A 22,205-nucleotide genomic window follows, 5' to 3' on the forward strand; every position below is an offset into this window, starting at 1 on the left:
GCCTACAAGGGCGGCCGCGGCCCCTGCGGGTCCGGCCCGCGGCCCGACAGCACCTCCCCGTACGCCTGCATCAGGTCGGGCAGGCGCAGTGTCGCGAGGTCGTCGCGGGTCGGCGTGCCGCGCCAGGTGGAGAGCCGCAGATCGCGGTAGGCGCAGCTCTTCTCGTAGAGGGTGCGCAGGAAGCGGCCGTTGCCGAGTTCGTCGATCCAGCCCTGGTCGACGACGTGGCCGCTGATGCTGCACAGTTCGTCGCGGGCCTCCTCGTCCCAGCGGTCACCGTTCTCGGCGGCCAGCACCTCGCCGATCGCGGTCAGCTCCAGCGGCCGGTAGCTGGGGAAGTCGACCCGGGTGGTGAAGCGGGAGGACAGTCCGGGATTTGCGGCCAGCAGGCGGTCCATGCCTTCCGGGTAGCCCGCCAGGATCACCACCAGCCGGTCGCGGTTGTCCTCGGCGCGCTTGAGCAGCACCTGCAGCGCCTCGTCGCCGTAGGCGTCGCCCTTGCTGTAGCCGGAGTTGGACAGGCTGTACGCCTCGTCGACGAAGAGCACCCCGCCCAGCGCCGAGTCGATGAGCTCATTGGCCTTCACCGCGGTCTGGCCGAGGAACTCGCCGACGAGGTCGGCGCGTTGGGCCTCCACGAGATGGTCGCCGCCGAGCAGCCCCAGCGCGTAGAAGACCCGCCCCAATATGCGGGCCACGGTCGTCTTGCCGGTGCCGGACGGACCGGAGAAGACGAAGTGCCGCTTCGGCGGCTGCACCGGCAGCCCCTGGCTCGCCCGCAGCCGTGCCATCCGCAACTGCGCCGACAGTGCCCGCACCTGCCGCTTGACCGGCTCCATGCCGACCATCCGCTCCAGTTCCGCCAGCGCCTTCTCCAGCAGCACCGGATCGGCGGGCCCGGCGGGCAGCCGCTCGGCGTGCCGCGGCCCGGGCGCCGCCGCCTTGACCCGGGCGGCCGCGTCGGCCCCGGCCGGCACCGCGCCGCCCCGCTCACCCTCCGGCGGCTCCGCCTCGCCGGTCGCCAGCAGCTCACGGCCGTCGACGGGATCGAGCGGCGCCAACGGATCGAGATCGCCGCCAGCTTCCTGGCCCAGGCCCGCGGCGGGGACCGTGGCGAGGTCGCTGCCCTCGTCCAGGCCGTCGGCCTCGGCGATCGCGGCGAGCCGCGCGGCGGTGTCCATGAAGGCCGGGTCGACGCGGTGCACCGCGCGGTAGAGGGGGAGTGCGGCGGCGCTGCGGCCGGTGCCCTCGCGGGCGCGGGCGAGCCAGTAGCGCAGCTCCTTGCGCTGCGGCTGCTCGCTGCGACAGCGCATCAGCGCGGCGGACAGCAGCGGTTCGGCCTGCCCGTACATCTCCAGCCGAACCCGCGCCATCCCGCCGAACAGCCCGGCCTCGATGCCCAGCACCGGATCGCCGAGCAGCGGCTCGGTGTGCCGTACGAGCTGGTCCCAGTCCTTGACGAGATAGGCCCGGCAGGCGTGCAGGAAGCGGACCTGCGGGTCGGTGTCCACCGGCGGGCAGCCGGCCAGTGCCTGGTCCAGCTCGGCGACGTGCCGGCCGTCGAGCCAGTGGGAGGCGTGGGCGAGCAGCAGGTCGCGGGGGGTCTCCAGCACCGGTTGCACCCACCAGCCCAGCCAGTACCAGGAGTTGAGGGTGCGTCGGTGACGGGCGCGCATCTCGCCGAAGCGGTCGCGGTGCCGGTGCATCCGCAGCAGGGCGATGGAGGTGTCGGCGCGCAGCGCGTGCAGCCCGAGCCAGGCGTCGGCCATCGACGGATCGAGCCGTACCGCGGCCCGGAACTCCTCCTCCGCCTGCGGGTATGCGCCCACCGTGTAGGCGTCGACCGCGCGCAGCCAGGCGAGCTCGGCCGGGGCGGGCGAACCCTGAGTTCCGAATTCCATCCGTCCCCCCACAAAGCGTCCCCCGTGTGTGCCGCCGGGCACGTGCCGGCCGCGGCACCCGAACCGGGGTGCGGTGGAAGGAAGTTGACCCTCCCGCGCACGCGTCGGTCCCGTGGCCTGCGGCGGCACGGACTCGCATCGTACCTGCGGGATCGGTGCAGGCCGTAGAGGGCGGGACCGGGCAAGAGCGGACGACTTGGCGCGGGACGGCGGCGCGAAGAGTGCGGTGACCCAGGGTGAGGAAGGGGCGGCGCGCGGCGGCCGGCGAGAGGTGGTTTTGCGCAGAACGAAGCCCCCGATCACGGGGGAACAACCGGGGGCTTCGCGTCTGCGGGCGGTCCACTGAACCGCACATTGAGAACGTAAGTCCTGTACGCCCCCCAGGTCAAGCCGAGTTGGCGCAGTCGGCGGGACCCTGTCGGACTGTCCGGGGGAGCCCGTCGTGGCCAGCTACGGAGCGTGAAATGCGGGGCCGGTCATGGTGCCGCGGACGGCCCCACACGTACCTCGTACCCCAACTTCCCCTGATGCACCAGAAAATCGGCGTAGGGGCGCGAAGGATCAGCCGAGAAGTGCGCGCGCTCCGCCGGAATCCAGCCACTCCAGAACGCCGAAAGGCCCGGTCCGTCCCGGAGTTGACCCCTTTCCCAGGAATGCTCGCTCGCCAGTTCCATCCACAACAGGCACGCCAGATAAGGCCGCAGCGCCCGCCGGCCCGTGCCGACCCCCTCGACGAGTACCACCGGCGCGGGCGCCAGCGCGCGCTCCTCGGTGAACTCCCCGCGCACCCAGTCGTAGACCCCGTACCGCGCGGTCCCGCCCCGGGACAGCGGCTCCAGCACCTGCTCGCGGAACCGCTCGCTCCAGGCGAAGAGCTCCTCATGGGTGGCGAGGTCGTCGGTGTGCACCACCGGGGAGTCGCCGAGCGCGGCGGCCAGCTGCCCGGCGAAGGTGCTCTTGCCCGACCCCGCGTGCCCGTCCACCGCGATCAGCCGCACCGGTCCGCACGAGGGCGGCAGGGCGCGCAGCCGGGCGGCCAGTGGAGCCAGATCAGCGTTCATCGCGCCAGCGTACGTCGGTGGCCCGTGCCCTCGGCCATGCCAGTGGTGTGGACCAATATTTGTGCGGCGACGCGCGCCGAACCGCCTTCCGAAGCAGGTCCGGAGGGGCAATAGTTGAGCCACTGCCGATCCGTCCGTGCCCGCGCGACCGCCGCAACCCGATCGCACGCATCCGACTGGGGGACCCTCACATGACCAGTTCCGCGCCCCGGCGCACCGTCCTGGCCGCCGCGCTCGCCGCCGCGGCGGGCGTCGCCACCCCCCTGGCCCAGGCCGCCGACGCACCCCGCCGATCCGCCGCGGGCCGGGCCGCCCCGGCCTCCGCCACCACCCCGGACACCGCCGCGCGCCGAACGAAGAGCCTCGTGGACCATCACGCCTGGACCTCCGCAGACGATTGGCACAAGGGGACCGGCCGGGGCACCCGGGTCGAGCACGGCCGCCGCCCCGGCCTCCAGCTCGCCCGCCCCGCCGGCACCGCCGACTACCGGGACCCGCACACCGGCCGGACCGCCGCCTGGGAGTACGCCACCTGGACCTCACCGGTCCACACCCCCGCCGTGCCCGCCACCGAGGTCGTCGCCTCCTGGAACGCGCACACCCCGCCCGGCACCTGGATCACCGTCGAACTCGGCGGCAGCTACTCCGACGGGAGCCGCACCCCCTGGTACGTCATGGGCCGCTGGACCGCGGGCGACGGCGACGGCGACATCCGGCGCACCTCCGTCGACGGCCAGAAGGACGGCCGGAGCAGCATCTCCACCGACACCTTCGCCATCGACGACCCCGCCGGCGGCCTCCGCCTCGCCTCGTACGCGCTGCGCCTGACCCTGCACCGCAAGCCCGGCAGCACGCTCACCCCCACCGTCTGGCGGCTGGGCGCGATGGCCTCCGACGTCCCCGACCGCTTCGAGGTGCCCGCCTCCCGGCCCGGCCAGGTCGGCAGGGAACTGGTCGTGCCGCGGTACTCGCAGGAGATCCACAAGGGTCAGTACCCGGAGTACGACAACGGCGGCGAGGCGTGGTGCAGCCCCACCTCGTCCCAGATGATCATCGAGTACTGGGGCCGCAAGCCCACCCAGCAGGAGCTCTCCTGGGTCAACCCCGACTACGCCGACCCCCAGGTCTGCCACGCCGCCCGCCACACCTTCGACTACCAGTACGAGGGCTGCGGCAACTGGCCCTTCAACGCCGCCTACGCGGCCACCTATCGCGACCTCCAGGCCGTCGTCACCCGCCTCGCGTCCCTCAACGACGCCGAACGCCTCATCCACGCCGGCATCCCCGTCATCACCTCCCAGTCCTTCCTCAAGACCGAACTGGACGGCGCCGGCTACGGCACCGCCGGCCACCTCATGACGATCATCGGCTTCACCCCCGACGGCGACGTCATCGCCAACGACCCGGCCTCCGCCGACGACAAGGCGGTCCGCCACGTCTACCGGCGACGCCAGTTCGAGAACATCTGGCTCCGCACCAAGCGCAAGAACGCCCAGGGCAAGGTCGTCGGCGGCAGCGGGGGCGTGTGCTACCTGTACTTCCCGGCCAAGCCCTCACCGACCCAGCGGCGGGTACTCGCGGAGGTGGGTATTCGCTGAGCAGGCGCGCCCCGAGGGTGGCCTCGATGACCTGACGGCACGCTCACTGCCGTCGAGAGCGAGGTGGCCGTAACCAGTCCACCGTGATCTTGATGGAGCTGTGGCCCATCCGGCGCGACACCTCGTGGAGGGTTGTGCGGCGCCTCGCCACACACTCACGCGACAGGACCTGACGAGGAAACACGTGGACCAACTGCTGAGAGTCATGAACTTCAACGTCTCGAGTGACGGGATCGGTGCCGGTGAGCACCAGAGCCTCGAGCGGCCGTTCGGCCTCGACCATCCCGAGAGGCTGTTCGCATGGGCCGGAGCCACGGCGAGCTGGCCCATGCGCACGGATCCCGGCGGGAGCCGGGGCCTCGACGACTACTTCACGCGGGACTTCGCACGCAACATTGGTGCCGAGATCATGGGCCGCAACAAGTTCGGGCCCCAGCGCGGGCCCTGGCAGGACCACGAGTGGCGCGGCTGGTGGGGGGAGGAGCCCCCGTTCCACACCCCGGTGTTTGTCATGACCCACCACACGCGTCCGTCGTTCACGCTCTCCGACACGACGTTCCATTTCGTCGACAGCGACCCGGCCACGGTCCTCGAACGAGCGCGGGAAGCGGCAAAGGGCAAGGACGTCCGGCTCGGCGGCGGGGTCACCACCATCCGGCAGTTCCTCGACGCCGACCTCGTCGACACCATGCACGTGGTGGTCTCGCCGGTAAAGCTCGGAGCTGGACTACGACTCTGGGAGTCCCCCGATGAGCTGCTCGACCGGTTCCACCTGGAGGTCGTGCCCAGCCCGAGCGGCGTCACGCACCACCTGTTCTGGCGAAGGTGACGCAAGAGCGGTGGGCGGGAACGCGGTTCCAAGGGCCGATCGGGTTGATTGTCATACCCGGGTCCTAGAGTCCGATGCATGACCCGTCGTACTCCTGCCCGTCCGGTGAACGTGGAGGAGCTCTTCCCTGAGCTGATCCCCCTCCGCCGTGAGGCCGTCCGTCTGCACCCACGTGCCGGCTCCCCTTCCTGCCACGACAGCTCTGTCGGAGGACCACTGTTGTGGCCTGCGGCAGAGCCTTGGCCGGTCTGCGCGGAGGAGCACTACGATCCCGACACGGTGAGCGAACCCCAAGCCGCCGTGCCCATGGTCCCGGTGGTTCAGGTGCACCAGGCCGATGCCCCAGGCATCCCGTTCCCCGAGGGGACCGACCTGCTTCAGGTGCTGTGGTGCCCGTACGCACACGGTGAGTACTGCTACCCCCTGCCGCAGGTGCACTGGAGGGACTCGCGTGGGATCGGAGACATACTCTCCACACCGGCGCCGGTGGAAGGGCTGCCCGAGGACTGGTATCCGAACCCGTGCGTGGTCCACCCGGAGCAGGTGACCGAGTACCCCAGCAATGATCTTTCCTGGGACATGCGCGACGCGCTGCGGCAACGCTTCGATGAGCTGCATGCCACGACCGGTCTGCATTACTGGTATCACTTGGCCGATGCGCCTGGGATCAAGCTGGGTGGCTACCCCGGCTGGACACAGGAGCCATGCTGGCCCGACTGCGAAGCGTGCGGTGGGCGCATGGAACATCTTCTGACCGTCGCGAGCTGGGAGTTCGACGGAGAGTCCTGGCGTACGTGGCTGCCGGTGGAGGACCGGACCGACAGCGGTTGGACCGAGGCCGCGAACAACCCCGCGGGCTTGTGTCTCGGCGACGCCGGAGGCGTGTACATCTTCGAGTGCCGTGCTTGCCCAGACCGCCCCATCGGGCACTGGTTCGACTGCTCGTGACGGGCAGAGGTCGGAAACCAGGGCCCTGTCCTCAGTGTTCTTGACCGTCGGTTCCGCTGGCAGGCTGTCGCTCTTCCGACCGAGGGGATGAATGGCGCTCGCGTTTCCGCGCTACATGGACTGTAGGGCCTTACCCAGGAAGGCCCTACCGAGGTCGGCATTTCCGACTGAACTGCCCTCGCGGTTCTGCTGGTTCCATCGATCCCGGCCAAGCATTGACTCGATCCCGATTCAACGTGCCCCTGCCAATTCAGGTAGAGTGATCACAGCCTCGGGGGAGCTTTTGATGCAGCGTGCGTTCCTGTCTCGCTCTGCCCCCTACGGCCCAGCAAACGCGAAACCAACATGGGGGATGAGAAAATGAAGGTGCGCAGTTTGATGAAGAAGGGCGCTCTCGTTGCGGCAGCGAGTGGCCTCCTCTTGATTTTCGGTGGTCCCGCCCATGCCTCTTCGGGCTGGGACTACAAGGGTGCGACGGATTTCTACCATGCCGGCGTTGGCTACTACACCCACGACGTGTATTCGACTGGCGGTGGCCTCAAGGTCTGCGTGAACTCGGCTGCCACCAAGAAGTACGCCTACGATCTGTTTGAGCACGACCAGACGGGCAATGACGAGTACCTCACCAGCGTGGACGGTGCTGGCTGCTACACCTTCAGCAACATCGGGAAGTACGTAGACGGCGATAACGGCAAGGCCGAACTCTACATGTTCACCTATGACTCGTCTGCCGTGAGTGTCCAGTGGTGGGACTGACGCCCGGTCACGGGATAGTCCGGTGAGGTCCGCACCGAATATTTGGTGTGCAGTGAGCATCACGTATGAAGGCCCTTGAGGGGCCGACCGTTATGCACGGCTCCGCCGGCCCCTGAGCCCCGCCCTTCCCGGGCGGGGCTTCTTCGCTCCCGCGCGCCTCGTGTTGGCGAGTGGCGGCGGGGTTTCTGCTGCTGGCCGGTGGCATTGGTGTGGGTGTGTGGCTGTGGCGGAAGTCGCGGGCGGCAGATGGATGCGTAGATCTCTGGCAACAGCGTTTGTCGAGGGGTTCGGGAGCCGGTTGGTGACCACCTGGTGTTCAAGAGTGGCGACCAGAAGTGACGGCGTTTGCCGTGGGTGGCGAGAAAAGGGAATGCGGCGCCAACGCGCCGTTGGCAGGATGTCTGCACTCAACACTCGATGGGAAAGGACCCGACGACCGTGGCTCGTAGCGTGACCCTGATCCGCTCCGCTTCCCTGTCCGACGTCGCCGAGTACGCCTATGCGGCCACGGCGCCCGCAGAGTCCCGCCTGATCTTCCTCGCCGGGGCGTGTCCACTGAATGACGACGGCTCCACGGCGGCGATCGGAGATTATGCGGGCCAGGCGTTGAAAGCCGTTGAGAACATGCAGACTGCTCTCACTGCCGCTGGCGCGTCCCTGCAGGACGTCATCAGTACGAGGGTTCTCGTGGCATCGGCCCGGCGGGAGGATTTGGTGGCTGCGTGGGAAGTGGTTCGGGACTCGTTCGCTGACCATGACGTCCCCAGCACTTTGATGGGCGTCACTGTGCTCGGTTATAAGGACCAGCTCGTCGAGATCGAGGCCGTCGCCGCCGTACTCGATTCGTGAGACCCGCTGACCGGCTGCGGCGGCCGAGCGGGGCCTGGGACCGGATGTGCCTGTCGGGGGCTCAGTCCGCTGACCGGGGCTGTCCGGGACGGCTCCGACGCCGTGATCACACTACCGCAGCAAGATCATCTCAACCGCCGGGCCATTCACGGGGACCGATGAGCCAGGAGCGCAGGCCGAGGAAACGGCTTTGCGTCCCACGTGATCGGCGTGGAAGCTGGCTCGCCGGAGGTACTGAGGATGACCAACGTTGTGTTGAAGCTGTCAGCCCGTGACTTGGTGCATGCGGACTTGGCGTCGTGCACGTGGGCAGGGTCTGACCACCATCTGGCCGGCGTCGCCCAGCAGTTGGAACGTGCCCGGATCGGCGAGGTCGACTACCTTGCGGTCTGCCCCGCGACCAACATCCCGGTGGCGAAGGGTGGCGTCGACTATCAGGTCAGGGACGGTGTCGGCACGTTGTGGCAACTGGCGGTCCATCCCGCACTGCAATCGTGCGGGATCGGCACGTTCCTTGTCGAAGCCGCAGAACTGCGGATGAGGAACCGCGGCCTGCGGCAGGCTGAGCTGGCTGTGGAGGAAAACAACCCCCGGGCACGTGCACTGTACGAACGACTGGGATACGTCGCGTACGACCGTCAGCCGGACTCGTGGGACGAGCAAGCCCCTGATGGATCGTTGCGCCGCTACGAAACGATCTGCACGTTGATGCGGAAGGAACTCGCGTAGGTTCAGTCACCCTCACGGGATCTGCCGGCGAACGCGTCGTCCCAGGTCACGTAGTCAGCGACCTACTGGCGATTTTTGACGTAGCAGCGGCGGGTGCTCGCGGAGGTGGGTGTTCGCTGAGCGGGTGTGGCAACGGCCCGCCGCCCGGTCCGTGGGGAGGGGCAGGTTCCCGGGACGGGGTGCGGGCCGTTGGGCGGTGGGGCCGGGGGAGGTGGGGTCAGGGGGAAGGGGAGGCGGCGCGGTCCGGGGTTTGGGCCTGCGGCGGGGTGTTGCGCGGGTGGTGCGGGTTGAGGAACCACTTGCGGGCGGAGACGAGCCACCAGGTGCCGGCGAAGAGCAGCACCACACCCACGGTGACGGGCGCGTAGTTGAACGTCTCGATGGTCACCGGGCTCAGCTGGGGAAGCATGAACAGCACGGTGATGATCACGACCCAGGTGACCGCGATCAGGCCCACGGGCTTGGACCAGCGGCCCAGGTGCCAGGGGCCGCGCTTGAAGTTCTGTCCCTGACGGAGCCGCAGCAGGGTGGGCACGACGTACGCGATGTAGAGGCCGATCGTCGCGATGGACGTGACGGCGGCGTACGCGGTGGTGTTGAACAGGTACGGCAGGCCGAGGAGGAAGGCACCGCCGGCGGCCAGCCACACCGCGTTGGTCGGGGTGCGGGTTCCCGGGTGGAGCTTGTGCCAGACGGAGGAGAACGGCAGCGCCCCGTCGCGGGAGAAGGCGTAGATCATGCGGGAGTTGGCGGTCACGGAGGCCATGCCGCAGAACAGCTGGGCGCCGATGATGACGAGCAGCATCAGCTTGCCGGTGCTCGCCCCGAGGGCGTCCATGAAGATCTGCGCCGGCGGCACACCGGTACTCGACTTCAGGGCCCCGGTGTAGGACTGGATGGCGAAGGTCAGGCCGAAGAGAAGCACGAACCCGGCGACCCAGGAGACGACGATCGAGCGGACGATTCCCTTCGGCCCCTCGACCGAGGCGTTCTTGGTCTCCTCCGTCATGTGGGCGGACGCGTCGTAGCCGGTGAAGGTGTACTGCGCCATCAGCAGACCGATGAGCGCGACGTAGACCGCGGAGCCCCAGCCGGTGTTGTTGACGAACTCGGTGAACACGAAACCGGGGGACTGGTGCCTGGTGGGGATCACCAGCAGGGCACCGACGATCACCACCACGCCGATCAGGTGCCACCACACCGAGACGGTGTTGAAGAAGCCGACGACGCGCACGCGGAAGGTGTTCACCACGGCGTGCAGGAGGAGGATCACGCCGAAGAGCGTCATCGTGTGGGCGGGGGTGGCGGCGTAACCGAACTGAAGGTTCAGGTAGGCGTTGAGGAACGATGCGGCACCGAAGTCGATGCCCGCGGTGACGGCCACCTGGCCGAGCGTGTTGAACCAGCCGGTGAACCAGGCCCAGGCCGGCGCGGACTTCTGCGGGGCGAGCTTGTGCGCCCAGAAGTAGAGGCCGGCGGAGGTCGGGTAGGAGGAGCAGACCTCGGCCATGGCCAGGCCGACGAACAAGGTCATCAGGCCGACGAGCACCCAGCCCCACATGATGAGGGCGGGCCCGCCGGTGTTCATGCCGAACCCGTACATGGTCAGGCAGCCGGACAGGATGCTGATGATCGTGAAGGAGACGGCGAAGTTCTGCCGCCCGGACATCGAGCGGTCCAACGTCTGCGTGATGCCGAGTTCGGCGAGGCGTTCCTCCTCCGTCTGCGTGACGCTTGGTATGTCCAAAGGCATGGTCGGACCCTTTTCTGTTGATTGCGCGGTGAGTTGCGGAACAACATCGGTCTGCCCGGCCCGGGCCGGCCCTACGGTGCGGACGCCTCGACCGCCCACTTCCGATGACGGGTGAAGAGCTGCTGGGCGTCTCCGCAGTAGCTCCACGGCACATCCGTGGCGTACGGGCCGATGGCGTCGAACACCTCGGCCGCCGCCCGGTGCTGGTTCGCGAAGGACAGCGCGTGGGCCAGGTAGTTGGCGTCCTCATGGAAGGCGGCGTGCGGCCTGGAGGGGGCCCGGTATCGCCACCAGCTCTCCCATGCCTGGTGGGAGGACGGGTTGTCCGTCCACGGATGGACGGTCAGGCCGTACCGGTGGCCTTCCTTCTTCATCCGCTGGCGGTGCGTCTCGGCGAGCGCGACCAGCGGCAAGGTGTGCAGTGGCATACCGCGGGGGACGTGGGCGCACCGTTCCTGCGCCCAGTGGAACATCTCCCCTGCCACGCCGTGCCAGTCGGGGAACATGTAGGTGAGCATCTCGTGGTGCGCCTCCCTGTTCCACGGGTCGCGCGCCTCGACCTCGTGCCACACCCGCTGCACCGTCTCCCGCCACTGCCGGTCGCGGTCGGGGGAGTGGTAGCGCAGCAGGGCGAGCATGACGACGTACGGAGTCGGATCGGCCGGCAGTGCCTCGCCGGCGGCATGGCAGCTCTCCCACGCCTGTTCCATCTCCGCGCCGCTGCCCTGCCCCCGTGGGCCGGCCATCGAGCGCAGGGCCTGGACGGTGGCGAGGAGGGCGAGGGCGTGCGGAGAGCGGGGTTCGGCCTGCGCCCAGGTGTCGGCGAAGGTGAGCCGCGCCCCGGCGCGGGCGAGCACCTGGAGGCGGAAGATCCGGCGGTCCCAGTCGGCGCCGGTCGCGGCCAGCAGCTCGCGCGCGCCTTCCCATCTGCCCATCGCGGCGTCCTCCAGCACCGCGCGCAACCGGGTGTCGTCCCGCGCCGGGTGCCGGTCGAATACTGGTCGGCGTCTCACCGCTGTCCCGTCACAGTTTCCTCGGGCGAGGCGAGCGGTTCCTCACCGTGCGCCAGGGGGGCATCAACAGGCACTCTCCGGCCTCCGTGGGGCGTCCGCCGGACCCCACCGGAGTCCCGGCAGCCGTCTCCTCGGCGGCGCGGGAGGGGCGGTGGTGCCGTCTCGTGCACAGGCGACAGCCCGACTCGTCCTTGAGGGGCAATCACCGGAATCTCCTGTACGTGGGGATACATGAGCTACGCAAGTGGACTATCAACTTCGGTCAGGAAGTGCCCACTTGAGAAGGAACACTATTCACTGACGCACGTCGGCGCACATTGCTTTGGTGATAAAGACCGGGTGAAATGCCTGCCTGGTAGGCGTGTTGGGGCTGGGGGTGCCGTCAGGGAGGGGTGTTTTTGCCGTCAACCTGCCTTGGGGCGGGGCGAGTTGTCGTCTGTGGGGGTGGGTCGGGGCGGCGGTTGAGGCGCTCGGTGTTGCCGCGGTGGTGGTTGCGGGACGGGCGGTATGTGGGGAGCGGCGGGTATCCGTCGTAGAGGGTGGAAAGCCTCTTACTTCTCAAAGGGGGTGAGGGGGAGCGATCGCCTTTTGTCAGTACCCGACGCGGGCGCTGGGGAGGGCGTCTCCGAAGAGGCCGTGGAAGCCGCGCAGGGTGAGGCCGGTGTCCTTGCCGCAGAGGTTGGCCGAGCCGGTCGTGGTGGGGCCGGTCGCGGTACCGCGGGCGATCCATACACAGCCGTCGGTGTTCTCGTAAGGGATGCCCACCAGGGCTTCCGCCTTGCCGTCCCTGTTGAGGTCGGCGAGGTGGACAGCGCCGCCGAAGCCGTCGTCGGTCTCGGCGCTCCCGGGGACGCCCGCGGAGTCCTGGGAGTAGGCGACCGCCTTGTGCGTGGTCAGGCCGGCCGCGGATCCGTACAGGACGACGGCGCCGCCGGCGTACGCGCGGGTGCCGATCGCTTCGCCGGGCACGCCGACGAGCACGTCGGCATAGCCGTCGGCGTTGATGTCGCCCGTGCCGAGGGACCATCCGAACCGGTCAGCGACCTCCGCGGCGCCCGGGACGCCGGGGGTGTCCTGGTGGAAGACGCGGGGCTGCTGGTCGGCGGTGATGCCCTGCGCGCTGCCGTACAGGACCTGGATCTCGCCTCCCTTGTGGGCGCCGGTCTCGCCCTCGATCACGCCGTCCTCGGGGATGCCGGTGATCAGGTCCCCGTAGCCGTCGCCGTTGACGTCCGCGATCCGGCCGGTGTAACCGTCGGCGTGCGGCAGTTTGACCGGCGCGTTCTTGAAGGGGTCGGAGGAGTCCACCGGTCCGCGATCGAGGAGGACCGGGCCGCGGACGTCGCCGCCGGTCGGTCCGGGGAGCCAGAACCGCTCCGGCCGGCCGTCGCCGTTGACGTCGCCCATGACCACGTCGCGCGCGCCGACCCGCCATTCCCGGTACTGCGAGGCGGCCTTCCCGTCACGGGTGAAGGGGCCGGTGTAGGAGGAGATCTCACAACCCGATCCCACGGCCAGCTCCGGCGCCCCGTCGCCGTTCATGTCTCCGGCGGCCATGGCCATGCCGAAGCGGCAGTAGGGCTGGCTCTCGCCGAACCGTGCGGGGGGATCGATCGTCGCGCCACCCGTCAGCCCGTTCGGCCCGCCCCACAGCACGGTCACCGAACCGCGGGCGTCCTTTCCGTTGACGGCCTCGCGCGGCGTGCCCACCAGCAGGTCCGCGTAGCCGTCCCGGTCGAGGTCCGCGCTCGCCACGGTCGTACCGAACCCGTCCGCCGCCTCCGGCTCGCCGGGCACCCCCGGGCTCGCCTGAGTGATCACGGCGCGGCGGGTGGAGCTCACCGACGAGGCCGACCCGTACAGCACCACGACCGCGCCGGCCTCCTCCACGCCGCCGTTGGCCGCGCCGGGCGCACCGACGGCCAGGTCGCGGTAGCCGTCGCCGTTGAAGTCCTCCTGCACTCCCGCCGTGTTCGCTCCCTTGTACGGCGCGGCCGCCGCGGTGGGACCGGAGGTGAAGGTGACGGCTGCGACCGTGGTGAGGACGGCTGTCAGCGCAACGGCTCTGTGCAACGAAACTCCCTGATGCTGAGGCGAGTTGGCCCGTACGGCGACGCCGCTCGTCGCGGCCGTCGGCCGCCGGCATCGATGCCGGCGCCAGTCGATCGACGCCCGCACCACTCGCCACACACGACTCGCGTCACGGGCGAAGGGTTGTAGGGGCCGACGGGCCGGGGCGCGTGGGGCGCGGAGCGCACGACCCGGAACGAGTCCCGCTTCTCGGGGCCCTGCGCATGATCGCGGGGTACGGCTTCCCGCCGGTAACCCCTTGGGGCGTCTGGATGCGTGTAGGAGGCGTCGCAAAAGTGCTGGTGAGCGCGGGGGAGTGTGCGCCTGGCGTGGTGCGGTTGTGTAAATGTCTGTGTTTCGTAACACCAAACCGGATTTCTTCCGGCAAGGCATGACGTGGCGTCACTGTGTGGGGGTCCGGTCAAAACCGGCCGGACTTCCGGTTTTTCGGTGCCCTTTTGAGGGCGCCGTAGGAGGGGATTCCGTGTTCCGTCACGCCTCGCGTATCGCCGCTGCCGTCCTCGGCTCCGCGGCTCTTGTCGCCACCGCCGCACTGCCGGCCACCGCCGTCGGCCACCACGGTCCGGCCTCGCACCACCAGGCCCGTTCCGCGGTCGTACTCGGGCCGATCCAGTACGACAGCCCCGGTCGGGACGACCGCTCCAACCGGAGCCTGAACGCCGAGTGGGTCACCGTGAAGAACACCGGCCGCTGGCCGGTGACCCTCAAGGGCTGGACCCTGTCCAACAAGTCCGGCCACTCCTACCGCTTCGGTAACGTGCGTCTGGCCGGCCACAGCCAGGTCCGCGTCCACACCGGCATCGGTCGCGACAACCGCTTCGACCTGTTCCAGGACCGCCGCAACTACTTCTGGGACGACATCGACACCGCCACCCTGCGCAACGACCACCGGCGCGTCGTCGACTTCGAGAGCTGGGGCCGGCACGGTCACTGGGGTGGCCACGGCCACGGGGGCGGCCACCACCACTGAGCTGACTCCTCCCGTCGGCGGTAGGGCGGCCTGGTCACCTGCCTGACTGTTGACCCCGGTGCGCCGCAGGCTCCTGGCCTGCGGCGCACTGCTGTGTCCGGAGGCTGCTGTGAGCGGCAAGAGGGGCTGCGGGCAGAGGAGTTGAGGAGCACCGCCGCACCGCGGACGCCGGCCGGAGCGACGGCGTTCAGTCTCCGGTGAGGGAGGCGAAAGCGCCGCACAGGAGTTGGATGCTCCGTTGGAACTTCTCGTCCTGGGGGATCCGGGGCATCTCGGTGAGCAGGAGCGGGAAGCGGGCCCGCAGGTCGGCGTAGGCGTCCGCGGTGAGGGGCGGGGCCTGGGGGTGGCTCTGCTCCTGGAGGACGAAGCCGGTGATGTGGCTGAGGAGGGTGTCCGCCGCGATGCCGCCGTGTTCGACGGGGACGCCGGCCTCGACGAGGGTGCGGAGGAGGCGCTCCATCAGGGACAGGCCGCCGGGGGCGAGCACGCCGGGGCTGTCGACCATGAGCAGCGCCCCGCCGGGGTGTGCGAGGAGGGTGTCGCGCAGTGCCGCGGCCTGAACTTCGAGTTTTCGCTGCCAGGTTGCGCCGGGCGGCAGGGCGGCCAGGGCGGCGCTTCCGGCGTCGTATGCCCGCCCGCAGACCCGGTCGGCCATCATCGCGAGCAGTTCGTCCTTGCTGCGGACGTGGTAGTAGAGGCTGCCGGCGTGCGCGCCGAGCCGCTCGGCCACCTGACGCATGGACAGGGCGTGGTATCCGACCTCGGCGAACGCGGCCATGCCGGCACTGATGATCCGCTCCTTGGTGAGCTTCATGCACCTACCGTAAAGCCTTTCAAACACTGTTTGAAACTCGTGCTAGCCTCACGCTCACATTTCGAACACTGTTGTAGGGGGCGGAAAATGGGTGGGCTGCTGTTCAACGTGACCACGGCCGCGTTGATGGTGATGATGATCAACAGTGGCCTGGGCGCGGTCGGCCGGGAGTCGCTGCGCGGACGTCCCGTCCCGTGGGTCGCCGTCGGACTGACCGTGCTGGCGGTTGCCGGTGTCGTCCTCCAGCTGTGCTGGTCGGGCGCGATGGACGCACTCGACCACGATCCCGCCAAGTCCGGCTGGTGGCGGGTGTTCACCTCGACCTTCATGCAGAACGGCGGGCCGGCCGGCGCGCTCTGGAACATCGCCACACTGGCCCTCGTGGCTGCGCTCGCCCAGTGGCTCTGGGGCGGCCCGCTGACCGTGCTCCTCTTTGTCGCGGGCATCCTCCTGCCGGAGCACCTCGACGCCCTGCTCGGCCTCGGCGGCGACACCGGCACGGACCCGCGCAACTTCGCCGGCAGTTCCGGTGCCACCTACTTCCTCGGGGCCACCCTGGCCCTGGCGCTGCTCACGCGCACTCGGGAAAGGAAGCAGCAGGCCCTGGCGGTCGGCGTCCCGGTCCTCGGGCTGTTGATGTGGTGCGTGCAGGACAACGGCCACGGCATGGTCGCCGGGTACGGCTTCGCCCTCGGCGCCCTGGCCTGGGCGGCACGTCGCTTCCTGCGGAGCCAGGACGCCGAACCCGCCGCGGGTACGCGCTCCGCGCAGCCGCCCCGGTAGTCGCCCTCCCGTGCTCCCGCTCGGGTGAGGCGAGGCCGCCGGGGGCCGGTGAGGGGACGGGCCGGTTCGCCGCGGTACGGAGTGGCTTCCGGCCAACATCCCGGCCGGCCTTGCCGGTTGTCGTGGGGGCCGCGTTCAATCGATCTTGATCGCGGCGGGCCCGGAACCCGGCCGCCGCACACCCCCCACGAGGAGCGATTGCGTGAGAGCCGAGATACCGCAGACAGGCATGCCGCAGGGAACGAAATCAGACACGGGCCAAGGGGATGCGTTCGTGTCGACCGGGCCGGCGGAGAGCCCTGTGTGCTCCTGGACGGAGTGGGACCCGCTGGAGGAAGTGATCGTCGGCATCGTCGACGGAGCGAGCTTCCCGACGTGGCACGAGGCGCTGCCGCCGGTGCTGCCCGCCGACCAGCACGAGACCTTCCGCCGGAACGCGGGACGGCCGTTCCCGCCCGAGCAGGTCGCCGCCGCACAGGCGGAGTTGGCGGAGCTGGTGCACATCCTCGAAGGTGAGGGGGTGCGGGTGCGCCGGCCGGAAGCGATTCCCCAGCGCACGCCGTACACCACGCTGGACTGGACCAGTACCGGTATGTACGCGGCCATGCCCCGGGACGCGATTCTCGTGGTCGGTGACGACATCATCGAGTGCCCGATGGCCTGGCGCTCCCGCTACTACGAGAACCTCGCCTACCGGCCGCTGCTCAAGGAATACTTCCGGGGTGGCGCGAAATGGACCGCGGCACCCAAGCCGGAGCTGACCGACGCGCAGTTCGACCAGGACTGGACCGACCCGGGCGAGGACGGCCCGCAGCGACTGGTGGTGACCGAATTCGAGCCGACCTTCGACGCGGCCGACTTCACCCGCTGCGGACGCGACATCATCGCCCAGAAGAGCAACGTCACCAACGACTTCGGCATCGAGTGGCTGCGCCGCCACCTCGGCGACGCGTACCGCATCCACGTCTTCGAGTTCAACGACCCGCACCCGATGCACATCGACGCGACGCTGGTGCCGATGGCCCCGGGCAAGCTGCTCATCCACCCCGAGCGGGTCACCGAGGTGCCGGCGCTGTTCAAGGGCTGGGACGTGCAGGCCGCCCCCGCGCCCGTCATCCCGGACGGGCATCCGCTCTACATGACCAGCAAGTGGATCAACATGAACATCCTGATGCTGGACGAGGAGCGGGTGATCGTCGAGGCGCAGGACGAGCCGATGATCGCCACGATGAAGAAGTTCGGCTTCACGCCGATCCCCTGCAACTTCCGCAATTTCAACAGCTTCGGCGGCTCGTTCCACTGCGCCACGGTGGACGTGCGGCGCCGGGGGACGTTGCAGTCGTACTTCTAGGCTGCTTCCGGGCGGTGCGGCCCGGCGGCCCGGCGGCACGGGAGCGGACGCCGCGGGTCCGGGCTTCTCGCGCCCGGGTGCGGGGCGCTCACGTCACCGAGAAGCCGCCGTCGACGAAGACCGTCTGGCCCGTCACGTACGCCGCCCCGGGGCCGGTCAGGAACACCGCGGCGCCCGCGAAGTCGGCCAGTTCGCCGTTGCGCCCGGCCATCGTCCGGCGGGCCATCGCCTCGGTGCGGTCGGGATCGGCGAACACCGCCTCGTTGAGCGGGGTGCGGACGAAGCCGGGGGCGAGGGCGTTGACGCTGACGCCGTGCCGGGACCAGGACTCCGCCTGGGAGCGGGTCAGCGCGGCGAGCCCGGCCTTGGACACGCCGTACGCACCGCTGTTGCCGAACGCCCGGATCGCCTGCTGCGAGGCGATGTGCAGGATCCGTCCCCAGCCGCGGGCGGCCATACCGGGCCCGAAGCGCTGCCCGAGCAGGAAGGGCGCGTCGAGGTTGACGGCCATCGTGCGGTCCCAGTCCGCGGTGGTCAGCTCGTCCATCGGGGGGCGGGGGTTGACCCCGGCCGCGTTGACCAGGATGTCCGGCTCGCCGTGCCGCCGTACCATCTCGTCCGCGCCCCGGCCGAGGGCGTCCCGGTCACCCACGTCGGCGGCGATCCAGTGCGCGGTACAGCCCGCCGCCGAGAGCTCGGCAGCGGTGCTCCGCAGCGGCTCCGCACGCCGGGCCAGCAGCACCACTTCCGCCCCGGCGCGCCCCAGGGCCTCCGCAACGGCCCGGCCGATCCCGGAGCTGCCACCGGTCACCAGCGCGGTGCGGCCGGCGAGGGAGAACAGCGCGTCGAGGTAGCGGGCGGCGGTCATGGTCGGTACTGCCTCCTGTGGCGCGGTTCGGTTCGCCCGGTGCCGGCGCGGGTCGGCGTGCTCGGTGGGACGGTGTGCCCGGTGGGACGGTGTGACGATCATGCCCACCCGGAGGGTCACCCACCCGCCACGGGGCGATGATCATGCCCACATCCGTGGACGCCGGTTTTCGCCCTTGGTGACGCATCGGGATGGATTCCTCCGGTTTTGCCCGGGGTGGGGTCCTGTCGAGAGGGGGGCGCTCAGGAGATATCTTGATGTCGAGCAATGTTGCAGACGTGGAGCGGAGCACCCGGTGACTGACTCGACCATCATCTACACCCACACTGACGAGGCCCCGGCCCTGGCGACGTATTCGTTCTTGCCTGTGATCCAGGCATACGCGTCGCAGGCCGGCGTCAGCGTGGAGACCCGTGACATCTCTCTGGCCGGGCGCATCATCGCGAGCTTCCCCGAGCACCTGGAGGAGGGCCAGCGGATCGACGACGCCCTCGCCGAGCTCGGCGCGCTGGCCAAGACCCCCGAGGCCAACATCATCAAGCTGCCCAACATCTCGGCCTCGATCCCGCAGCTCAAGGCCGCGATCGCCGAGCTCCAGGAGCAGGGCTACGCGCTGCCGGCCTACCCGGACGACCCCAAGACCGACGAGGAGCGCGACATCCGCGCCCGTTACGACAAGGTCAAGGGCAGCGCCGTCAACCCCGTCCTGCGCGAGGGCAACTCCGACCGCCGCGCCCCGGCGTCGGTGAAGAACTACGCCAAGGCGCACCCGCACCGCATGGGCGAGTGGACGGCCCACTCCAAGACCAACGTCGCCCACATGGACAACGACGACTTCCGCTCCACCGAGAAGTCCGCGGTGATCTCCCGGAAGGGCTCGCTGCGGATCGAGCTCAAGGGTGACGACGGCTCCACCACCGTCCTGCGCGAGTCGGTCCCGGTGCTCGACGGCGAGGTCGTCGACGCCTCCGTCATGCGCGTCGCCGCGCTGCGCGAGTTCCTCACCGCGCAGGTCGCCCGCGCCAAGGCCGAAGGCGTGCTGTTCTCCGTCCACCTCAAGGCCACGATGATGAAGGTCTCCGACCCGATCATCTTCGGCCACGTGGTCCGGGCGTTCTTCCCGAAGACCTTCGCCAAGTACGGCGAGGTGCTCGCCACCGCCGGCCTGACCCCGAACGACGGCCTCGGCGGCATCTACAAGGGCCTGGAGCTGCTGCCCGAGGGCGCCGAGATCAAGGCGTCCTTCGACGCGGAGCTCGCCGAGGGCCCCGAGCTGGCGATGGTCGACTCCGACCGCGGCATCACCAACCTGCACGTCCCCAGCGACGTCATCGTCGACGCCTCCATGCCGGCCATGATCCGCACCTCCGGCCACATGTGGGGCCCGGACGGCGAGGAGCACGACACCCTCGCGGTCCTGCCGGACAGCAGCTACGCCGGCATCTACCAGGTCGTCGTCGACGACTGCCGCGCGCACGGCGCGTACGACCCGGCCACCATGGGCTCGGTGCCGAACGTCGGCCTGATGGCGCAGAAGGCCGAGGAGTACGGCAGCCACGACAAGACCTTCGAGATCCCCGCCACGGGCACCGTGCGGGTCCTCGACGAGGCCGGCGAGGTCGTACTGGAGCAGGCCGTCGGCGCCGGCGACATCTTCCGGATGTGCCAGACCAAGGACCTGCCGATCCGCGACTGGGTCAAGCTGGCCGTCACCCGTGCCCGCGCCACCGGCAACCCCGCGGTGTTCTGGCTGGACGAGGACCGTGCGCACGACGCGCAGCTGATCAAGAAGGTCAAGACCTACCTCGGCGAGCACGACACCGACGGCCTGCAGATCGAGATCATGGCCCCGGTCCACGCGATCAAGTTCTCGCTCGACCGCATCCGCCGCGGCGAGGACACGATCTCGGTCACCGGCAACGTCCTGCGTGACTACCTGACCGACCTGTTCCCGATCCTGGAGCTGGGCACCAGCGCCAAGATGCTGTCGGTCGTCCCGCTGATGAACGGCGGCGGCCTGTTCGAGACCGGTGCCGGCGGCTCCGCGCCCAAGCACGTCCAGCAGCTGGTCAAGGAGAACTACCTGCGCTGGGACAGCCTGGGTGAGTTCCTCGCCCTGGCGGTCAGCTTCGAGCACCTCGCGCAGAAGACGGACAACCCCCGCGCCCAGGTCCTCGCCGACACCCTCGACCGCGCCACCGGCACGTTCCTCAACGAGAACAAGTCGCCCAGCCGCAAGCTCGGCGGCATCGACAACCGCGGCAGCCACTTCTACCTGGCGCTCTACTGGGCCCAGGAGCTGGCGAAGCAGACCGAGGACGCCCAGCTCGCGGAGGTCTTCTCGGGCCTGGCCGCGACGCTGGCCGAGCAGGAGAAGACCATCGTCGACGAGCTGATCGCGGTGCAGGGCTCGCCGGCCGACATCGGCGGCTACTACCAGCCCGACCCGGAGAAGGCCGCGGCGGTCATGCGTCCGTCGCAGACCCTCAACCAGGCTCTCGCGAGCCTGAGCTGACACCGCACCCTTCCGCGGCACCGAGGCCCGACGGCCCACGGTCCGCGGAAGGGTCCGTGGCAGGTCACTCCGCCCCGGCCGGCACCGCGCCCGGCCGGGGCGGACCCGTAACGTGCGCCGGAAGGCGGCCTCCACCGATCCGCCTCAAGCCCCCCCCGGATGCCCCGGCCACCCCACACGCCTCAGGCGCCTCGGTCCGCGAAGGCGCCGTCGGCGGTGAAGGCCAGGCGGGCGAAGCGTTCGCCGATGCGGCGGTGGGTGGCGGCGTCCGGGTGGAGCGCGTCGGGCAACGGCAGTTCGACGGCGTCCGCCTCGCCGTAGAGTTCCCGCCCGTCGAGGTGGTACAGGTGCGGATCCGCGGCGGCCCGCTGCGCCACGATCCGCGCCAGCTCGTCCCGGATGACGCCCAGGGTCAGTTTCCCGCTCGCGCGTTCCGCCGGATCACCCGTGGCCCGGAACCGCAGCTGCCCCTCGCCGAGGCTGCTGAAGTCCGGTGCGCTGGGGCCGGGCGTGTCCTCGTGTATGGGGCACAGCAGGGGCGAGACGACCAGCAGCGGGGTGCGGGGATGGCCCTCGCGGATGGTGTCGAGGAAGCCGTGCACCGCCGGGGTGAAGGCGCGCAGCCGCATCAGGTCGGCGTTCACCAGATTGATGCCGATCTTGATGCTGATCAGGTCGGCGGGGGTGTCCCGGAGCGCGCGGGCGGTGAACGGATCGAGCAGGGCACTGCCGCCGAAGCCCAGATTGATCAGCTCCACGCCGCCGAGGGAGGCGGCGAGCGCGGGCCAGGTGGTGGTGGGGCTGGCGGCGTCGGAGCCATGGCTGATCGAACTTCCGTGGTGCAGCCACACCTTGCGTCCCCGCTCCCGTGCGGGCTCGACGGGGGCGTCGGTGCGCAGCACGCCGAGTTCGGTGGTCTCGTTGTGCGGCAGCCAGATCTCGACGTCCTTGTCGGCGTCGGGCAGTCCGCTGAAGCGGACGGTGCCGGCCGGGCCCGCCTCGTGCACGAAGGTTCCGGCGGCCATGTCGATGGTCAGGGTGTTGCCGCCCGCCACGCCGGCCTGGCCGGCCAGGCGGCCGTCGACGAGCAGGTCGTACACGCCGTCCGGGCGGGGCGGCGCGCCCACGTAGTGCCGCTTGGTGGCAAGGGCGTCCAGTTCGACGGTGGTGGCCCGGGTGCGGAAGACCAGCCGGACGCCGGAGGGCTGGGCCTCGGCCATGGCCAGTTGGCCGTCGGCGCACTGGGCGCGGGCGCGGGCGGGCAGCCGGTGCGGCAGCACGCCGTGCTCGGTGCGTTCCACCTCCAGGGCGCCGCGCAGGAGTTCCGCGGTGACGGGTGTGGTGATCCAGTTCTCGTTCATGTCCCGTGCCTCAAC

At 69.9% G+C, this 22,205-nt stretch carries 18 protein-coding genes; 10 read left to right on the forward strand and 8 right to left on the reverse strand.

Annotated features, from left to right (window positions below; translation table 11 throughout):
* Positions 1–2 precede the first annotated feature (2 nt).
* Together SL103_RS12360 and SL103_RS12365 are read right to left on the reverse strand one after the other, a co-directional pair.
* Positions 3–1,901 (reverse strand): AAA family ATPase, encoded by a 1,899-nt coding sequence (locus SL103_RS12360; protein WP_069568901.1) that lies wholly within the window; start codon positions 1,899–1,901, stop codon positions 3–5.
* A 476-nt stretch (positions 1,902–2,377) separates the two neighbouring features.
* The gene (locus tag SL103_RS12365) at positions 2,378–2,962 is read right to left on the reverse strand and encodes a uridine kinase family protein (protein WP_069568902.1); all 585 of its coding nucleotides are present in this window, start codon (positions 2,960–2,962) and stop codon (positions 2,378–2,380) included.
* 191 nt (positions 2,963–3,153) lie between these two features.
* Between SL103_RS12365 and SL103_RS12370 the strand changes: the two genes are divergently transcribed.
* From SL103_RS12370 to SL103_RS12395, 6 genes are all read left to right on the forward strand, one after another.
* Positions 3,154–4,560, forward strand: coding sequence for a peptidase C39 family protein (locus tag SL103_RS12370; protein ID WP_069568903.1), 1,407 nt, complete (start codon positions 3,154–3,156; stop codon positions 4,558–4,560).
* A 184-nt stretch (positions 4,561–4,744) separates the two neighbouring features.
* Positions 4,745–5,389 carry a dihydrofolate reductase family protein gene (locus SL103_RS12375; protein ID WP_069568904.1) on the forward strand — a complete coding sequence of 215 codons (645 nt, stop codon included), beginning with the start codon at positions 4,745–4,747 and terminating at the stop codon, positions 5,387–5,389.
* Between the two features lie 279 nt (positions 5,390–5,668).
* Positions 5,669–6,337 carry a DUF1963 domain-containing protein gene (locus SL103_RS12380; RefSeq protein WP_244303890.1) on the forward strand — a complete coding sequence of 223 codons (669 nt, stop codon included), beginning with the start codon at positions 5,669–5,671 and terminating at the stop codon, positions 6,335–6,337.
* A gap of 360 nt (positions 6,338–6,697) precedes the next feature.
* The gene (locus SL103_RS12385; protein ID WP_164492790.1) at positions 6,698–7,093 is read left to right on the forward strand and encodes a hypothetical protein; all 396 of its coding nucleotides are present in this window, start codon (positions 6,698–6,700) and stop codon (positions 7,091–7,093) included.
* A gap of 438 nt (positions 7,094–7,531) precedes the next feature.
* The gene (locus SL103_RS12390) at positions 7,532–7,942 is read left to right on the forward strand and encodes a RidA family protein (protein WP_069573638.1); all 411 of its coding nucleotides are present in this window, start codon (positions 7,532–7,534) and stop codon (positions 7,940–7,942) included.
* Between the two features lie 240 nt (positions 7,943–8,182).
* Positions 8,183–8,671, forward strand: coding sequence for a GNAT family N-acetyltransferase (locus SL103_RS12395; RefSeq protein WP_069573639.1), 489 nt, complete (start codon positions 8,183–8,185; stop codon positions 8,669–8,671).
* Between the two features lie 217 nt (positions 8,672–8,888).
* Here the strand turns inward: SL103_RS12395 and SL103_RS12400 are convergent, their stop codons facing one another.
* From SL103_RS12400 to SL103_RS12410, 3 genes are all read right to left on the reverse strand, one after another.
* The gene (locus SL103_RS12400; RefSeq protein WP_069568906.1) at positions 8,889–10,424 is read right to left on the reverse strand and encodes an amino acid permease; all 1,536 of its coding nucleotides are present in this window, start codon (positions 10,422–10,424) and stop codon (positions 8,889–8,891) included.
* Between the two features lie 71 nt (positions 10,425–10,495).
* Entirely contained in the window at positions 10,496–11,437 is a 942-nt protein-coding gene (locus SL103_RS12405) for a hypothetical protein (RefSeq protein WP_244303891.1), read from the reverse strand.
* Positions 11,438–12,028: 591 nt separating this feature from the next.
* The gene (locus SL103_RS12410; protein ID WP_069568907.1) at positions 12,029–13,510 is read right to left on the reverse strand and encodes an FG-GAP-like repeat-containing protein; all 1,482 of its coding nucleotides are present in this window, start codon (positions 13,508–13,510) and stop codon (positions 12,029–12,031) included.
* Positions 13,511–13,991: 481 nt separating this feature from the next.
* On the opposite strand from SL103_RS12410, the gene SL103_RS12415 reads away from it, so the two are divergent.
* The gene (locus SL103_RS12415; RefSeq protein ID WP_069568908.1) at positions 13,992–14,498 is read left to right on the forward strand and encodes a lamin tail domain-containing protein; all 507 of its coding nucleotides are present in this window, start codon (positions 13,992–13,994) and stop codon (positions 14,496–14,498) included.
* A gap of 187 nt (positions 14,499–14,685) precedes the next feature.
* Here SL103_RS12415 and SL103_RS12420 read toward each other — a convergent pair whose 3' ends face one another.
* The gene (locus SL103_RS12420; RefSeq protein ID WP_069568909.1) at positions 14,686–15,312 is read right to left on the reverse strand and encodes a TetR/AcrR family transcriptional regulator; all 627 of its coding nucleotides are present in this window, start codon (positions 15,310–15,312) and stop codon (positions 14,686–14,688) included.
* Between the two features lie 87 nt (positions 15,313–15,399).
* On the opposite strand from SL103_RS12420, the gene SL103_RS36815 reads away from it, so the two are divergent.
* The gene (locus tag SL103_RS36815) at positions 15,400–16,095 is read left to right on the forward strand and encodes a hypothetical protein (protein ID WP_069568910.1); all 696 of its coding nucleotides are present in this window, start codon (positions 15,400–15,402) and stop codon (positions 16,093–16,095) included.
* Positions 16,096–16,369: 274 nt separating this feature from the next.
* Positions 16,370–17,446 (forward strand): amidinotransferase, encoded by a 1,077-nt coding sequence (locus SL103_RS12430; RefSeq protein WP_069568911.1) that lies wholly within the window; start codon positions 16,370–16,372, stop codon positions 17,444–17,446.
* An 88-nt stretch (positions 17,447–17,534) separates the two neighbouring features.
* Here the strand turns inward: SL103_RS12430 and SL103_RS12435 are convergent, their stop codons facing one another.
* A complete protein-coding gene (locus tag SL103_RS12435; protein WP_069568912.1) occupies positions 17,535–18,314 on the reverse strand; it encodes an SDR family NAD(P)-dependent oxidoreductase in 780 nt (259 codons plus the stop codon).
* A gap of 295 nt (positions 18,315–18,609) precedes the next feature.
* On the opposite strand from SL103_RS12435, the gene SL103_RS12440 reads away from it, so the two are divergent.
* On the forward strand, positions 18,610–20,829 hold the full coding sequence (locus SL103_RS12440) for an NADP-dependent isocitrate dehydrogenase (protein ID WP_069568913.1): 2,220 nt from the start codon (positions 18,610–18,612) through the stop codon (positions 20,827–20,829).
* Positions 20,830–21,011: 182 nt separating this feature from the next.
* Here SL103_RS12440 and SL103_RS12445 read toward each other — a convergent pair whose 3' ends face one another.
* Positions 21,012–22,190, reverse strand: coding sequence for a GDSL-type esterase/lipase family protein (locus SL103_RS12445; protein WP_069568914.1), 1,179 nt, complete (start codon positions 22,188–22,190; stop codon positions 21,012–21,014).
* Positions 22,191–22,205: the final 15 nt, after the last annotated feature.

It is taken from the genome of Streptomyces lydicus, assembly GCF_001729485.1.
GTDB classification, from domain to species: domain Bacteria; phylum Actinomycetota; class Actinomycetes; order Streptomycetales; family Streptomycetaceae; genus Streptomyces; species Streptomyces lydicus_D.